This is a genomic window from Streptomyces sp. MS191, assembly GCF_008042125.1.
Lineage (GTDB): Bacteria > Actinomycetota > Actinomycetes > Streptomycetales > Streptomycetaceae > Streptomyces.
Map to the genome: position 1 here is coordinate 2,997,716 of NZ_RDBI01000040.1, position 15,006 is coordinate 3,012,721.

Consider the following 15,006-nt stretch of genomic DNA (forward strand, 5'->3'; position numbering starts at 1 on the left):
GGGCCGGCCTTGGAGTCCATGGCCGTGACGTCCGCGCCGCCGCCGGAGGAGCATCCGGTCAGGCCCAGCGCGAGTGCCGCCGCGAGTGCTGTCAGACCGGGTACGTACGCCTGTCGCTGCACGCTCGCAGGCTCCCTTCTCCCGACTTCTGCCGAGGACTTCCCCGAAAAAACGATTGCCGCCGGACACCGGCCGCTGAACACAATGTGTATCGCACGCACTGCCGTCGATGCCGGTCCGTCGTCACCTGTACGGGCTTTGGCCCCGGTTTTTGCGTTTTTAGGCTTATCGGGGGAATCGAGGAAGTATGTCGTACGTAGAGGTACCGGGCGCGCAGGTGCCCATCCGGATGTGGGCGGATCCTTCGACGGTGGAGGGCGGCGCCATGCAGCAGCTCCACAACGTGGCGACGCTGCCGTGGATCAAGGGCCTGGCCGTGATGCCGGACGTGCATTACGGCAAGGGCGCCACGGTCGGCTCGGTGATCGCGATGCAGGGCGCGGTGTGCCCGGCCGCGGTCGGCGTCGACATCGGCTGCGGCATGTCGGCCGTGAAGACCTCGCTCACCGCGAACGACCTGCCGGGAGACCTGTCGCGGCTGCGGTCGAAGATCGAGCAGGCGATCCCGGTGGGTCGCGGGATGCACCGTGACGAGGTGGACCCCAAGCGGCTCTTCCAGTTCCCGACGTCGGGGTGGGACGACTTCTGGACCCGCTTCGACGGGGTCGCGGACGCGGTCAAGTTCCGCCGGGAGCGGGCCGCGCTCCAGATGGGGACGCTCGGCAGCGGCAACCACTTCGTCGAGTTCTGTCTCGACGAGTCGGGTGCGGTCTGGCTGATGCTGCACTCCGGCTCGCGGAACATCGGCAAGGAGCTCGCCGAGCACCACATCGGCGAGGCGCGGCAGCTGCCGCACAACCAGGGGCTCGTCGACCGGGACCTCGCCGTCTTCATCGCGGACACCCCGCAGATGGCGGCGTACCGCAACGACCTCTTCTGGGCGCAGGAGTACGCGAAGTACAACCGCGCGATCATGATGGCGCTCTTCCAGGAGGTCGTCCGCCGTGAGTTCCGCAAGGCGCGGGTGACCTTCGAGCCGGTGATCTCCTGCCACCACAACTACGTGGCGGAGGAGCGGTACGACGGCATGGACCTGCTCGTCACCCGCAAGGGCGCGATCCGGGCGGGCTCCGGCGATCTCGGGATCATCCCGGGCTCCATGGGCACCGGCTCGTACATCGTGAAGGGCCTCGGCAACGCGGCGTCGTTCAACTCGGCCTCCCACGGAGCCGGCCGGAAGATGAGCCGGAGCGCGGCGAAGCGGCGCTTCTCGACGCGGGACCTGGAGGAGCAGACGCGGGGCGTGGAGTGCCGCAAGGACTCCGGGGTCGTGGACGAGATCCCGGGCGCCTACAAGCCGATCGAGAAGGTCATCGACCAGCAGCGGGACCTGGTCGAGGTCGTCGCGAAGCTGAAGCAGGTCATCTGCGTGAAGGGCTGACCGCCCTTCCCGCGCGGCGGAAGGCCCCGGCACCCCTGGTGCCGGGGCCTTCCGCGTCGGCGTCACAGCTCGCGGTGCACCTTGGTGTTGGAGGCCTGGGCGCGCGGGCGGACGACCAGCAGGTCGATGTTGACGTGCGGCGGGCGGGTGACGGCCCAGGTGACCGTGTCGGCGACGTCGTCGGCGGTGAGGGGCTCGGCCACGCCCGCGTAGACCTTGGCGGCCTTGTCGGTGTCGCCGCGGAAGCGGGTGGTCGCGAACTCCTCGGTCTTCACCATGCCCGGGGCGACCTCGATGACGCGGACCGGGGTGCCGACGATCTCCAGGCGGAGGGTCTCGGCCAGGACGCGGGCACCGTTCTTGGCGGCGACGTAGCCGGCGCCGCCCTCGTAGGTGGAGTGCCCGGCGGTGGAGGAGAGGACGACGACCGTGCCGTCGCCGCTCGCGGTGAGGGCGGGGAGCAGGGCCTGGGTGACGTTGAGGGTGCCGATGACGTTGACCTCGTACATCCGGCGCCAGTCCTCGGGGTCGCCGGTCGCGACGGAGTCCGCGCCGAGCGCGCCGCCCGCGTTGTTGACGAGGACGGCGATGGTGCGGAAGGCCGTGGCGAAGGTCTGGACGGCCTCGCGGTCGGTGACGTCCAGGGCGTACGCGGTCGCCTGGTGGCCGGCCTCGTTGATCTCCGCGGCGAGGGTCTCGATGCGGTCCTTGCGGCGGGCGGTGAGGACCACGCGGTATCCGGCGGCGGCGAGCCGCCGGGCGGTGGCGGCGCCGATGCCGCTGCTCGCTCCGGTGACGACGGCGATGGGGGTACCGGCGGCAGTCATGACGTGCTCCTCGCGCGTGTGGTCGATTTCGTCGATCGCGTGGTCAGGATAGGCGGCGGGCTCAGCGGGTTCGCGGGGCGTACATGATCACGGCCATGCCGGCGAGGCAGATCAGCGCGCCGGTGACGTCCCAGCGATCGGGGCGGTATCCGTCGGCGACCATGCCCCAGGCGATCGATCCGGCGACGAACACGCCCCCGTAGGCGGCGAGGATCCGGCCGAACTCGGCGTCGGGCTGGAGGGTGGCGACGAAGCCGTAGACGCCGAGGGCGATGACGCCCGCGCCGATCCAGGCCCAGCCGCGGTCCTCGCGTACGCCCTGCCAGACGAGCCAGGCGCCGCCGATCTCGAAGAGCGCGGCGAGGGCGAAGAGGGCGACGGAACGCGCGATCAGCATGCGGTCAGGGTGTCACGGGACACGCAGGCTGACTGGTAATCAGAAGATATGCGGATCAATCGGTATCTTCGGGCCATGAGTGCGAGGAGCAAGGCCCTGCTCGGTGCTGTCCTGATGACGTCGGTGATGGCCGGTCCGTGCGGAAGCGCTCGCGCCGACGGTCCCGCGAGGGTCGGGCGCGAGGCGGATCTGGCCCATCACGGCTACGCCTCCCTCTGGCAGGGGCGGCTCGAGGTCCGGCTGGTGAGTCGGAACCACGGCTCGTCGGACGTGTCCGAGGCGACCGTGCGGCTCGCCTTCTCGGAGCCGCCGGCCGCGGGTCAGGAGCTGCCGCCGGCCTGCCTGTGGGTCGGCGAGCGGGTGGTCGCCTGCCGGACGGGTGCGCTGCGGGCCGCCGGGGCGGCGGCCGGTGAGCTGGCGATCGGGCTGCGCACGGCGGGCTCCCCGGACGAGGTCACCGTGGAGATCGGCACCGCGTGGAGCGATGGCTCGACCGATCCCAACCCCGACAACGACCGGCATCGCGTGCTCGTCCTGGCGACCGGCGACGCCTACGCCTTCTGACGGGTCCGCTTCTTCCGACGGGCCCGCCCGGAGGCGGGCCGCCCCGGTGGACCGCTCAGCCGTCCGCACGGCCGGTCCAGGCGGCGTATCCGTCGGGGCGGACCAGGAGCGCCGTGCGGCGACCGGGGTCCTTCCAGGTGGCGCGGACGAGACGGGTGGGTGACGCCGGGGACGCGGGCACGACGGGCGTCGCGCCCTCGGGGGCGATCAGGACGAACTCGCCCTCGCGCAGCAGCTCGTAGAGCCGCCCCTCCCGCAGTGCCAGGTCCGGGACCCGCCGGCCCACGGGACGGCGGGCGCCAGGGCCGGGGGCGTACGCGATGCCGAGGCCGCTGATCATGCCCATGGCCCGCGCGGCGGCGGGGCGCACCGTGCCGAGGAAGCGAGCGGCGAGGGCGCGCCCGGCGCGATGGAGAGGGGTGCGGGCCATGGCGAGCCGGACGATGGCGCCGCTGCTGCGGAGCACCATGGCGCCGACCGGGTGCCGCTCGGCCTGGTAGCTGTCGAGGAGCGCCTCGGGGTCGGGGGCGTCCCCGCGCAGGACCGCGGCGAGCTTCCAGGACAGGTTGGCGGCGTCCTGCAGGCCGGTGTTCATGCCCTGTCCGCCGGCGGGGGAGTGGACGTGGGCGGCGTCGCCGGCGAGGAAGACCCGCCCGGAGCGGTACGCGGGGGCCTGGCGCTCGTCGCTGTGGAAGCGGGAGATCCAGCGGGCGTCGTGCATGCCGTAGTCACTGCCGAGCGCGGTGCGGGCGATGCCGCGGACCTCGTCGAGGTCGACGGGCTCGCTGTCGGGGACCTGGCGGGTCCGGTCCCAGCCCATCACGCGGTACCAGCCGTCGCCGAAGGGGGCGACGAAGGCGWAGGCGTCGCCGGAGCCGTCGACCGTGAGCAGTCCTTCGGGCTCCTCGGCCAGGCGGACGTCGGCCAGGACGATGGAACGGATCACGGAGACGCCGGGGAAGGGCAGTCCGAGCGCGGTCCGCACCGCGCTGCGCACGCCGTCGGTGCCGACGAGGTAGCGGGCGCGCAGGGTCAGGGGCGCGCCGTCGGGGCCGGTGAACTCGGCCGAGACCCCGTCGGCGTCCTGGCGCAGCCCGCGCAGCTCCGTCTCGTGCCGGACGTCCACACCTGTGGACAGCACGCGCCGTTCGAGGAGGCGCTCGACCTCGTACTGCGGGGTGATGAGGAGGTGGTTGAAACGGGAGGGCAGCCGGGTCAGGTCGAGGGCGAGCCGGCTGAAGAGGCGCATCCGGGTGATGGGGGTGCCCAAAGCGACCAGCTCGTCCGCGAGCCCGCGGGCGTCCAGCTGCTCCAGGGTGCGGGCGTGCACGCCGAACGCTCGGGTCAGGTTGCCGATGCCGTGCGGGCGGCGCTCGACCAGCGTGACGCGCAGACCGGCGCCGGCGAGGTCGCCGGCGAGGAGCATGCCGGTCGGGCCGGCGCCTACGACGAGAACGTCCGTGTCCAGCTGGTTCATCGATGCCTCCGGGGGAGCCGTGCCGATGTCCGTTGGTCAACGCTTGTTGGTCAACGCTTGTTGGCAAATGTAGAGCCGCCCTTTCTGGCATGTCAACACCCGTTGGCCTACAGTTGTTGGCATGACGACTGCACGCCGTTCCGACGCGACCCGCGCCGCGATCCTCGAAGCCGCCCGCGAGCGGTTCGCCTCCGACGGGTACGAGCGCGCCACCATCCGGGCCATCGCCCGCGACGCCGGGATCGACCCGTCGATGGTGATGCGCTACTACGGCAGCAAGGAGGGGCTGTTCGCCGCCGCGTCGGAGATCGAGCTCAGCCTTCCGGAGATCGGCGGCCTGCCGCAGCGGCACATCGGCGCGGTGCTGGTGACGCACTTCCTCGACCGGTGGGAGCGCGACGACGTCCTGACCGGCCTGCTGCGGGTCGGCGTGACCAACGCCGCCGGCGCCGAGCGGATGCAGGCGGTCTTCGCCCAGCAGCTCGGACCCGTCGCCCTCGGCGTCTGCCCCGACCCGGCCGACGCGCCCCGCCGGGCGGCGCTCGTCGCCTCGCAGATCCTCGGCATGGCGCTGGCCCGCTACGTGCTCCGCCTGCCGCCGGCCGTCGAGATGTCCCGCGAGGACGTCGTCGCCTGGCTCGGCCCGACGGTCCAGCGCTATCTGACCGCCGAGAGCCCTTAGGGGGCGTCCTGCCGACCCTGCCGGCAGGTGACGCTCCCGGGCCCGCTTCGTAGAATTCCTGCATGACGCAGAAGAAGTCCGCCCGGCGGGAAGGTCTCATGACCGAGCTCTACGGCGAGTCCCGTCGGTACATGGCCTCCTACGCCCTGTTCAACCAGGCCGTGGCGGATCATCTGCGGCTCCACCCGACCGATGTGCAGTGCCTGAACCTGCTCTCCCTGGAGTCCGGCCCCGTCACCACCGGCCGGATAGCCGAGCTGACCGGACTCACCACGGGCTCCGCGACCCGGCTCGTGGACCGTCTGGAGCGCGCCGGATACGTGACGCGCGAGCGGGACGGCGAGGACCGGCGGCGCGTCCTCGTCGCCGTGGTACCCGAGCGGATGGCCGAACTCGGTGCCTTCTGGCGGCGGCTCAACGGGGCCTGGGGCACGATGTTCGACGCCTACAGCGACGCCGAGGTCGCCCTGCTCATCGCCCATATGCGCCGGACCGTGGAGCTCAGCGCCGTGCAGATCGAGCGGCTGCGCCAGGGCGAMCTCGGCTGACGCGGCCGCGGCGGCTCAGTGCGCCGCCGCCCCGCCGAACTCGCGGACCGCGTCGGTGACGATCGCCTCCAGCCGGGCGTGGTGGGCGCCCCGCCAGTACACCCGCTCGCACTCCGTGCAGCTCGCGAACACGTCGTACGTCTTCTCCGTGCCCTGTTCCAGTCGCTCGCGCACCGAGTCCTTGTCGGCCTCGGTCAGCCGGCCGTTGCAGGCGGTGCAGCGTGTCCACGGCTCCAGCGGGGGCGCGAACCGCTCCAGCACGTCGCGCAGCTGGTCCTCGGGCCGGTCGCTGTACACGTAGGCGCCCGCCCACAGCTCCCGGCGGCGCAGCAGACCGCGGTCCCGGGAGAGCATCACCCGCCGCTCCTTCGCCGAGAGCGCCGCCAGCGCCGGGTCGCCGAGGTCCTCGCTCTCGTACGCCGCGTCGATCCCCAGCAGCCGCATGCGGCGCGCCAGCGTGCCGAGATGGACGTCCAGGAGGAACCGGAGCGGAGCGCCGGGCACGGACTGCGGGCGGGTGACGCCCTCCACCTCGACCGTCTCGCCCGCCGCCGGGACGTGCGAGACGGCCACGGGCCGCCCGTCGACGAGCAGCCGCCCGGCCTCGGTGAGCGGCACGCCCAGTGACTCCACGACGTGCCCGAGCGTCGAGACGCCGTCGGTCGTCACCGCGGTGGGTCCCGTGCGGCGCTCCGCCGAGACGAAGAGCCGCAGGTCGGGGGCGAAACTGATCTGGATCTCCGGTCCGTTCACGGGGACAGGATGTCACCGGGGTCCGCCGGACGGCCAGGCATTTCGGGACCTCGCCCGGCCCGCGTTCTCACGGGCGGAAGGCGTCCGCGTGCTCGGCCGCCCACCGGGCGAAGGTGCGGGCCGGGTGCCCGGTCAGCTCCTCGACCGTGCGGGTCAGGGGCACCGGCCTGCCGTCGTGCGCGGCCCAGTAGGACAGCAGGGCGTCGGCGAAGGTCTCCGGTATGTGGGAGGAGACCGACTCCTTCCACTGCTCGGGCGTCACGGCGTGCACCGTGGCCCGGTGTCCCGTCACCTCGGCGAGGATCGCCAGCTGCTCGGTGAAGTCGAGCGATTCGGGGCCGGTCAGCAGGTACGAGGAGCCGCGGAGCCGGGACTCGGTGAGGACGGCGAAGGCGGCCTCGGCGACGTCCGTCTCGTGGATCGGATCGGCGTGCGAACCGGGATACGGAAGCTCCACGGGGCGCGAGGACCTGAACGCCCAGGACCACTGCAGTGCGTTGGTCGCGAAGGCCCCCGGCCGGAGGTGCGTCGCCTCGAAGGCGCCGTCGACCGCGGCGGACTCCAGGGCGCGCTCGACGGCCAGGTGGGAGGCCGCGATCGGGTTGTCCGCGGCGTCGGGGGCGAGCACGGAGCTGGAGGACAGCAGGACGACATGGCGCACGCCGGCGGCGCGGGCCTGCGCGGTGAAGGCGTCGATGTGCGAGGGCTCGGCGTACAGGAAGACGGAGTCGACGCCTTCCAGTGCGGCGCCGAAGGTCGTCGGATCGGCGAGATCGCAGCGGACGGTGTCCACGCCCTCGGGTGGGGAGAGGTCCGCGGGGTTCTTGGAGGCGGCTTTCGCCTTGACGCCCGCGTCGTGGAGCAGTCCGAGCAGGGTGGTGGCGACACGGCCGCGGTCCTGCACCTCGGCGAAGAGTTCGGGGGTGAGGTGGGGACGCAGCTCGCGCAGGACGGGGAGCAGGTCGGACTCCAGGCGGGGGTCGCCGTACTCGAGGTCGATGATCTTCATGGGCCGGACGGTAGCGCGCGGGGCCCGACGGACCTCGTGGGCCCGTCCCCTGCCCGTGGTGTCGGCGCTCAGGTCCACGTAGCGCCGATGCCGCCCGGCGAGCGCCTCCTCGGTCTCGGGACCGCCGAGATGCTCCGTCGACTCCGGCGCGTTCATGGCCGTCCCCTGCCCGTGGTGTCGGCGCTCAGGTCCACGTAGCGCCGATGCCGCCCGGCGAGCGCCTCCTCGGTCTCGGGACCGCCGAGATGCTCCGTCGACTCCGGCGCGTTCATGGCCCGGAGAAGCTCGAAGTCCTGCTCGGACCAGGGCTCCAGGCGCACGGGGGAATTGGTGGGAGAGTCCATGCCCGCAGCTTAGGGGGCGTCTCCGACACCCGGCCGGTGCAGGCCGGTGGTCCCGCGTCCGACGCGCGTCCGGGTCAGGCGTCCGACACCTGGCGGGCGTAGGCCGTGGGAGGCACCCCGACCGTCGCCGTGAAGTCCCTGACCAGATGGGCCTGGTCGCTGTAGCCGAGGTCGGCCGCGAGCCGGGCCCAGTCGAGGGTGTCCGGGCCCTCCCCCGACTCGGCGTGTTCCAGGGCCTCGTGGATGCGGTAGCGCAGGATGACCCACTTCGGGCCGACGCCGACGCGGGTGGCGAACAGCCGCTGCAGGGAGCGCGCGGACAGGCCCCCCGCGGCGGCCAGTTCGGACACCCGGCGCACCGTGCGGTCCCGGCGCACCAGGTCCACCAGTGCCATGGCCTGTTCGGCCTGGGCATCGGGCGCGGGACCGTGGGCCAGCAGGAAGGCGTCGAGCGCGGCCGCACGCGCGTCGTCGGTCGCCGGATCGAGCACGGCGGCGACCGTCCTGCCCGCGGCCCGGCCGGCGTCGGCGAACACCTCGTCGAGCGGCACCCGGCGCCCCGTCCAGCGGGACACCGGCCACGCCGGCGCGAACGGCCGGAAGCCGCCGGGCCGGAACTGCACCCCGCAGACACGGCCGCGACCCGTGAGCTTCTTCGTGAAGAGTTCGAGCCCGATCCCGGCGACCTCGCCGAACGACTCAGCGTCCCCGCCGCCGTCGGCGCTCTCGTAGCGCTGGAAGACGACGTTCACGGAGGGGTGCGGGACGACGTGGCTCGCGTACGGCTCGGCGAGGTCCCAGTCGATCAGCCAGTAGTGCTCCAGATACGGACGCAGCTCCGGGGCGGGCTCGCGGCGGCGGAAGCGGACGTGCGTCAGCAGCTCGGCGGCGTCGACGATGCCCCGGGTGTCACGACGTGGTCCGTCAGGGCTCATGTCCGTGATGCTAAGGGCTGTCCTGCCGATCCTGCCGGGCTCCCGACGCCCGGAGGCCCCGTCTCCCGCGTCGTCATCGGGCGTCCCGGCCGGTGCCGTGCCCGCCGGGGTCCGGGGCGCCCTCCGCGTGAGGGCTCCCGGCCTTGGCGCGTTTCTTCAAGACGGCCGGGAGCGGGAGCGGGCAGCGTGGACCCATGACGTACCGCATGAGCGAACTGCTGGACACCGCCGTCACCCAGGCCGTCCTCGTGGTGCGGGGCATCCCCGAGGACAGCCTCGACGCGCCCACCCCCTGCGCCGAGTACGACGTGCGCGCGCTGCTGAACCACCTGCTGCACGTCGTCGTGAACTTCCAGGCCCTCGCCGCCAAGCAGCCGTCCGACTTCTCCGCCACGCCGGACTACGTGGGCGAGGGCGACTGGCGCGCCGGCTTCGAGGCGGAGACCGGGAAGCTGGTGGCCGCCTGGTCCGCGCCGGGCGCCGAGGAGGGCACCACGGGCGCCATGGACATGCCCGCGAGGACGGTCGCGTCGATGGTGCTGCTCGACCTCACCGTCCACATCTGGGACCTGGCCCGTGCCACGGGCCGGCCGTTCCAGCCGGACCCCACCGTGGTGGAGGGGCTGACGGGCGAGGTGGAGCGGATGGCGCCCATGGCCCGGAAGATGAACGTCTTCAAGGAGGCCGTGGAGCTGCCCGCCGGCGCGGACCCGTTCGAGCGCCTGCTCGCCACGACCGGCCGCGACCCGCGCGCCTGGGCCTGATCCCCCGACGCCCGGGCGCCGGCGCACACCGTGGCCCGGGCCCGGCGCCCCCGCCCTCGTCATCGCAGTCGACCGGCCGAGCCCAGCGAGAGGCGGGAGACGACCTGGCCGAAGGCGTCCTCCTCGGCGGCGGTCAGGGACACCGACTCCTGGGGGTGCCAGACCCTCTCCAACGGCATGTCCGCCCGCGCGCGGCGGGCGCGGGCTCGCTGCCCCAGGGCCACCACCCACGTCGTCGCGGAGACGGCGAGCAGGCCGAGAAGCGTGATCACACGGGGGTCCGAGAACGGGCCGGGCAGGGACGGCATGGCTGACTCCGGGGCGCGAGGGCCGGTACGGAGGCGCGCTCTGGCAGACGGCGCGTACGCACGGCGCTGACCCTTCCGATTGTCCCTCTTCCGGCGGCGGCGGGGCAGCGCCGAGGCCCTCTTGTGCGGCTCGGAGAAGCGCTCCAAGGTGGCGGGAGAGGGAGAAATCCGGCCGGGAGGGAGCAGCCGCATGTCGGACGCAGGGGCGTGGGGGTTCACGGACGACAGGGGAGTGGCGCTGACGGCCGCGCGCAGGCCGGAGCGGGTCGTGGCCTACGTGCGGGCCGGGGCCGCGTTACGGGACCTGGGCGTGACGCCCGTCGCGGTGTACGGATCGGGGCACGACGGCGGCACGCTCGACCCGGTCAAGGCGGGGGGCCTGGCGGCGGCGGGTGTCCCGTACCTCGGGCCCGGCCGGACCCTGGGCGAGGACGTCCTGCGGGAGCTGCGGCCGGACCTGGTGGTGGACGTGAGCTACGACGGGAAGAGCGCGTACGCGCTGGACGAGGCGGTCGCCGACCGGATCGGGGTGCCCGCGGCCGTGGTCTCCGTCGGGAGCGACCAGTCCCTCGCGACGATCATCGACCGGTTCGGGGAGCTGGGAGCCGCGCTGCGGGACGGTGCCACCGCCGGTCCGCACGACGTCGACGCGGGTGCGGTGGATCCGGACGCGAGGGGCGCGGGGACCGTCGAGGCGTCCGAGGCGGCGCTCGCCGCCGTCGCTCGGACCGCGACCGCGACCGTGCTCGCGCTGTCCGCCGCCGGCCCGGACCAGGTCCATCTGGCCCGTCCGCAGGCATGGCCCGAGCTGGCCAGGCTCCAGGAGCTCGGCGTACGCCTCCTCGACCCCGGTCCCGGGCCCGGTGCCAACTGGCTCACCACCGACTGGGAGCACGCCGCCGGGCTCGCCCCGGACCTGGTGCTCTTCGACAACCGGTCCAACGCCGTACGGCCCGAGGCCCTCCCGCCGGTGGGGGAGGCGCGGGTGGCGCCGTGGAACCCGGAGACCCCGCCGAGCCCGGCGGCGTACGGCCGCTTCTTCCGGGACATCGCAGCGGCGCTCCGAGGCTGAGGGCCGTCCCGTCCTCCCGGGCCGTCGCACGGCGCCGGCCACGCCACCCCGCGACGTTGCCGGATCGCCCGGACGGAACCAGGAGAGCGTCGCCCCGGCGTCCGGGGCCGGCCGGCCCCGGGCGCCCCGGTGCCGTCGCGGCCGCGGCTCAGACGGTGGCGCTGTCCCCCAGGCGTTCCCGCAGCGAGGCGGCGAACTCCTCCACCCGTGCGAGCTGCTCACGCAGTTCGGCGACCCGTTCGGTGGCCGCCTGCTCGTAGCCCCGGACCCGGGCGACCAGGGCGGCGCGCTCGGCCGGCGGCAGTTCCGTGTCCGTGCCGGGCCGGTCCGCGCCGAGCCGGTCCACGGCCCGCAGCAGTTCGCGGGTCTCGTCGATGCTGAAGCCGAGCGGCTTCATGCGGCGGATCACCATCAGCCGGGCGACGTCGGCGTCGGTGTAGAGCGGGAAGCCGCCCTGTGAGCTGGCGGAAGGGACGACCAGGCCGGCGTCCTCGTAGTGGCGGATGGTGCGCAGCGACAGTTCGGTGCGCGCCGCCACCTCGCCGATCTGCATGGGCTCCCCGGGGATGTGCCGCCTGCGCACGCCGATCCCGAGGTTCGTTCCCGTCCCCCGGCCCAGGCCCCGGACGGCTCCGTCCATGCCCGTTCCCGCGCGTGCTCCTCTGTCCCTGCCCAGGTCTCTGCCCACGGCGTCCTTCCCTTCGTCAGGCTGCTGCGGGCGCGATACCCGCGCATTACATCCCATTCGTCATAACTTCAGCACTTATGTGAGTCAGAAAGGTGGCGCAACGCGGTCGAAGGGCCACCCGGTGCGCCCGTGCGCACCCGGAGCCGACGAAAGGGCGGGCCGGAAGAGGCAGGCCGCAAGCCGGCCCGAAGAGGTCCGGCCCGAAGAGGTCCGGCCCGAAGAAGGCCGGCGGGAGAATGCCCGGCCGGAGAAAGCCGGCCGAGGACGCCGCGCGCCGGGACGGGCGGGCGGCCGCACGCCGCCCTCGCCCCGGCCCGGGAGGGGCAGGGCGGAAAGCGCCGGAGAGATTTCCGCGCGCGGCGCGGAGAGTGTCAGGTCAGGGCCACACCAGGCAGTACGGCTGGTGCCCCGCCTCGTGGAGGCGCACCGAGAAGTCCTGCCACTCGTGGAGCAGCTGGTAGACGTTGAAGGCGTCCCTCGGGCCGCCGCGGTCCGGGACCGTGGACCAGATGAAGGCGGCGGCGCCGACCGACTCCTCGCCGATGCCGCGCAGCGGATCGACGACGGTCATCGGCAGCTTCACGACGGCGTAGTCGGGATGGAGCACCACCAGTTCCAGTGGGGGCACCTTGTGCAGGGGCATGCCCTGGATGCCGGTGAGAACCATGGCGGCTATGGTCTCCGGCTTGATCTTGGTGAACATGCCGCCCATGCCGAGCTCGTCGCCGCCCAGTTCCTCCGGGCGCATCGAGATCGGGACGCGGGCCGCCGTGGCGCCGTCGGGTGCGCCGAAGTACTTGTACGTCACCCCCAACCGGCCACTCCCGCTCCCTGTCATGGGTTCCGTCGCTCCCGAGGGGTCTTCCGTACGCCGTCGCCGGTGCTTCCCCCGCCGGGCAGGCTCGGGACCCAGGTCGTCCGTCCCCTCGCCCAGTCCGCCACCGCGATGCATATCTCCACCCGACTGCTTTTTAGGCAGCACGACCCCCGTCGCGCAACCCGATCACCGTGTTCAGTGACCTCCCCCACGCTCTCGCGGTGAAACACCTGTCCGCAAGAACGTCCGGCCCTCTGACACCATGGATTCCGTGAGCCATCCCTATGACGCCCCAGTTTCGCAGACGCGGAGCACCGACGCCCCGGCGTAACGCACAGGGTGCCCACGCACTCCTTCCGTACTCACAGCCGTACTCGCAGGTCAGGACCACAGTGCCGTATTCATACGAAGCCCCAGTCTCACAGACGCTTTTCGACCGCGCGTCCCTCGTGACGCCCGGCGGCGTGAACTCGCCGGTGCGCGCCTTCCGGGCCGTGGGCGGAACGCCCCGGTTCATGGTGTCCGGTACCGGCCCTTACCTCACCGATGCGGACGGTCGTGAGTACGTCGACCTCGTCTGCTCGTGGGGGCCGATGATCCTCGGCCATTCCCACCCCGAGGTGATCGCCGCGGTGCAGGCGGCCGTCGCCCGCGGCACCTCGTTCGGCACGCCGGGCGAGGGTGAGGTCGCGCTCGCCGAGGAGATCGTCGCCCGGATCGAGCCGGTCGAGCAGGTCCGTCTCGTCTCCTCCGGCACGGAGGCCACGATGTCGGCGATCCGGCTGGCCCGCGGTTTCACGGGCCGGGCGAAGGTCGTGAAGTTCGCCGGCTGCTACCACGGGCACGTGGACGCGCTGCTGGCCGCGGCCGGCTCCGGTGTGGCCACTTTCGGTCTTCCCGACACGCCCGGCGTGACCGGCGCTCAGGCCGGGGACACGATCGTCCTGCCGTACAACGACCTGGAGGCCGTCCGGGCCGCGTTCGCCGCGCACCCGGGCGAGATCGCCTGTGTCATCACCGAGGCGTCGCCGGGCAACATGGGTGTCGTCCCGCCGGTCGCGGGCTTCAACCAGGGCCTGGCGGACCTGTGCCGGGAGAACGGCGCGCTCTACATCTCCGACGAGGTCATGACGGGCTTCCGGACCTCGCGTGCCGGCTGGTACGGCGTCGACGGCGTCGCGCCCGACCTGATGACCTTCGGCAAGGTCATGGGCGGCGGCTTCCCCGCCGCCGCCTTCGGCGGCCGCGCCGACGTCATGGGGCACCTCGCCCCGGCCGGCCCGGTCTACCAGGCGGGCACCCTCTCCGGTAACCCGATCGCCACGGCCGCGGGCCTCGCCCAGCTGCGCCTGCTGGACCAGGCCGCGTACGACAAGGTCGACGCGGTCTCCCGGGAGATCCAGGGGCTGGTCACCGGCGCGCTCGCCAAGGAGGGCGTCGCCCACCGGCTGCAGACCGCGTCCAACATGTTCTCCGTGTTCTTCACGGCGGACGAGGTCCGCGACTACGACGACGCGAAGAAGCAGGAGGCCTTCCGCTTCAACGCCTTCTTCCACTCGATGCTGGCCGACGGCGTCTACCTGCCCCCGTCCGCCTTCGAGTCCTGGTTCGTCTCGACGGCCCACGACGACCGGGCGGTCGAGCGGATCGCCGCCGCGCTGCCCGCCGCCGCCCGCGCCGCAGCGGAGGCCACCGCATGAGCGTCGAGCACGTCGACAGCGGCCTGCCGGACAGCCGGCCCGGCCAGGACGACATCACGGTCGTCCACGTGATGCGCCACGGCGAGGTGCACAACCCCGACGGCGTCCTCTACGGCCGCCGTGCCGGGTACCACCTCTCCGAGCTCGGCCGGCAGATGGCCGACCGGGTCGCCGAGCACCTGGCCGACCGGGACATCACCCACGTCGTCGCCTCCCCGCTGGAGCGCGCCCAGGAGACGGCGCAGCCGGTCGCCAAGAGCCACGGTCTGGACCTGGCCACGGACGAGCGGCTGATCGAGGCGGCCAACGTCTTCGAGGGCAAGACCTTCGGAGTCGGCGACGGCGCCCTGCGCAAGCCGGGCAACTGGAAGCACCTGACCAATCCGTTCAGGCCGTCCTGGGGCGAGCCGTACCTGGAGCAGGTCGTCCGGATGATGGGCGCGCTGGACGCGGCGAAGGACGCGGCCCGCGGTCACGAGGCGGTCTGCGTCAGCCACCAGCTGCCGATCTGGATCGTGCGCAGCTTCGTGGAGAAGCGGAAGCTCTGGCACGACCCGCGGCGGCGGCAGTGCACGCTGGCCTCGCTGACCTCGTTCACGTACCGGGGGGACCGCATCGTG

General features: G+C 72.9%; 17 protein-coding genes and 1 pseudogene. 8 read left to right on the forward strand and 10 right to left on the reverse strand.

Features of this window, described 5'->3' with window-relative positions; translation table 11 throughout:
* Nucleotides 1-307 precede the first annotated feature (307 nt).
* A complete protein-coding gene (locus tag EAO71_RS21025) occupies nucleotides 308-1,501 on the forward strand; it encodes an RtcB family protein (RefSeq protein WP_147979109.1) in 1,194 nt (397 codons plus the stop codon).
* Between the two features lie 62 nt (nucleotides 1,502-1,563).
* Here EAO71_RS21025 and EAO71_RS21030 read toward each other — a convergent pair whose 3' ends face one another.
* Entirely contained in the window at nucleotides 1,564-2,328 is a 765-nt protein-coding gene (locus EAO71_RS21030) for an SDR family NAD(P)-dependent oxidoreductase (protein WP_147979110.1), read from the reverse strand.
* A gap of 61 nt (nucleotides 2,329-2,389) precedes the next feature.
* A complete protein-coding gene (locus tag EAO71_RS21035) occupies nucleotides 2,390-2,725 on the reverse strand; it encodes a YnfA family protein (RefSeq protein ID WP_147979111.1) in 336 nt (111 codons plus the stop codon).
* Between the two features lie 75 nt (nucleotides 2,726-2,800).
* Here EAO71_RS21035 and EAO71_RS21040 point away from each other — a divergent pair, with 75 nt between their 5' ends.
* Nucleotides 2,801-3,289 (forward strand): hypothetical protein, encoded by a 489-nt coding sequence (locus tag EAO71_RS21040; RefSeq protein ID WP_261992213.1) that lies wholly within the window; start codon nucleotides 2,801-2,803, stop codon nucleotides 3,287-3,289.
* Nucleotides 3,290-3,344: 55 nt separating this feature from the next.
* On the opposite strand, the gene EAO71_RS21045 is transcribed toward EAO71_RS21040, so the two are convergent.
* Nucleotides 3,345-4,766, reverse strand: coding sequence for an FAD-dependent monooxygenase (locus EAO71_RS21045; protein ID WP_147979112.1), 1,422 nt, complete (start codon nucleotides 4,764-4,766; stop codon nucleotides 3,345-3,347).
* A gap of 121 nt (nucleotides 4,767-4,887) precedes the next feature.
* Here EAO71_RS21045 and EAO71_RS21050 point away from each other — a divergent pair, with 121 nt between their 5' ends.
* On the forward strand, nucleotides 4,888-5,448 hold the full coding sequence (locus EAO71_RS21050) for a TetR/AcrR family transcriptional regulator (protein ID WP_147979113.1): 561 nt from the start codon (nucleotides 4,888-4,890) through the stop codon (nucleotides 5,446-5,448).
* A 62-nt stretch (nucleotides 5,449-5,510) separates the two neighbouring features.
* Nucleotides 5,511-5,996: a MarR family winged helix-turn-helix transcriptional regulator gene (locus EAO71_RS21055; RefSeq protein WP_147979114.1), complete on the forward strand. Its 486-nt coding sequence runs from the start codon at nucleotides 5,511-5,513 to the stop codon at nucleotides 5,994-5,996.
* A gap of 15 nt (nucleotides 5,997-6,011) precedes the next feature.
* On the opposite strand, the gene EAO71_RS21060 is transcribed toward EAO71_RS21055, so the two are convergent.
* The 4 genes and pseudogenes from EAO71_RS21060 to EAO71_RS21080 all read right to left on the reverse strand — a co-directional run bounded on the left by EAO71_RS21060 (nucleotide 6,012) and on the right by EAO71_RS21080 (nucleotide 9,037).
* The gene (locus tag EAO71_RS21060) at nucleotides 6,012-6,749 is read right to left on the reverse strand and encodes a Mut7-C RNAse domain-containing protein (RefSeq protein WP_147979115.1); all 738 of its coding nucleotides are present in this window, start codon (nucleotides 6,747-6,749) and stop codon (nucleotides 6,012-6,014) included.
* Nucleotides 6,750-6,816: 67 nt separating this feature from the next.
* Nucleotides 6,817-7,758 (reverse strand): NAD(P)H-binding protein, encoded by a 942-nt coding sequence (locus EAO71_RS21065; protein ID WP_147979424.1) that lies wholly within the window; start codon nucleotides 7,756-7,758, stop codon nucleotides 6,817-6,819.
* Nucleotides 7,759-7,916: 158 nt separating this feature from the next.
* A pseudogene (locus EAO71_RS21075) lies at nucleotides 7,917-8,102 on the reverse strand (GNAT family N-acetyltransferase); the annotation flags it as partial.
* 74 nt (nucleotides 8,103-8,176) lie between these two features.
* On the reverse strand, nucleotides 8,177-9,037 hold the full coding sequence (locus EAO71_RS21080) for a helix-turn-helix domain-containing protein (protein ID WP_147979116.1): 861 nt from the start codon (nucleotides 9,035-9,037) through the stop codon (nucleotides 8,177-8,179).
* Between the two features lie 194 nt (nucleotides 9,038-9,231).
* On the opposite strand from EAO71_RS21080, the gene EAO71_RS21085 reads away from it, so the two are divergent.
* Nucleotides 9,232-9,801, forward strand: coding sequence for a TIGR03086 family metal-binding protein (locus EAO71_RS21085; protein WP_147979117.1), 570 nt, complete (start codon nucleotides 9,232-9,234; stop codon nucleotides 9,799-9,801).
* A 59-nt stretch (nucleotides 9,802-9,860) separates the two neighbouring features.
* Here the strand turns inward: EAO71_RS21085 and EAO71_RS21090 are convergent, their stop codons facing one another.
* Complete coding sequence (locus tag EAO71_RS21090; RefSeq protein WP_147979118.1) at nucleotides 9,861-10,109, reverse strand: hypothetical protein; 249 nt, start codon at nucleotides 10,107-10,109, stop codon at nucleotides 9,861-9,863.
* Between the two features lie 190 nt (nucleotides 10,110-10,299).
* Between EAO71_RS21090 and EAO71_RS21095 the strand changes: the two genes are divergently transcribed.
* Nucleotides 10,300-11,181 (forward strand): substrate-binding domain-containing protein, encoded by an 882-nt coding sequence (locus EAO71_RS21095; RefSeq protein WP_147979119.1) that lies wholly within the window; start codon nucleotides 10,300-10,302, stop codon nucleotides 11,179-11,181.
* 148 nt (nucleotides 11,182-11,329) lie between these two features.
* On the opposite strand, the gene EAO71_RS21100 is transcribed toward EAO71_RS21095, so the two are convergent.
* On the reverse strand, nucleotides 11,330-11,749 hold the full coding sequence (locus tag EAO71_RS21100) for a MerR family transcriptional regulator (RefSeq protein ID WP_187282769.1): 420 nt from the start codon (nucleotides 11,747-11,749) through the stop codon (nucleotides 11,330-11,332).
* 496 nt (nucleotides 11,750-12,245) lie between these two features.
* Complete coding sequence (locus EAO71_RS21105) at nucleotides 12,246-12,821, reverse strand: hypothetical protein (RefSeq protein ID WP_147979120.1); 576 nt, start codon at nucleotides 12,819-12,821, stop codon at nucleotides 12,246-12,248.
* 257 nt (nucleotides 12,822-13,078) lie between these two features.
* On the opposite strand from EAO71_RS21105, the gene hemL reads away from it, so the two are divergent.
* Together hemL and EAO71_RS21115 are read left to right on the forward strand one after the other, a co-directional pair.
* A complete protein-coding gene (gene hemL, locus EAO71_RS21110) occupies nucleotides 13,079-14,386 on the forward strand; it encodes a glutamate-1-semialdehyde 2,1-aminomutase (protein ID WP_147979121.1) in 1,308 nt (435 codons plus the stop codon).
* The coding region (locus EAO71_RS21115) for a histidine phosphatase family protein (RefSeq protein WP_147979426.1) at nucleotides 14,383-15,006 on the forward strand (624 nt) is incomplete at its 3' end. The genes hemL and EAO71_RS21115, both read left to right, overlap by 4 nt.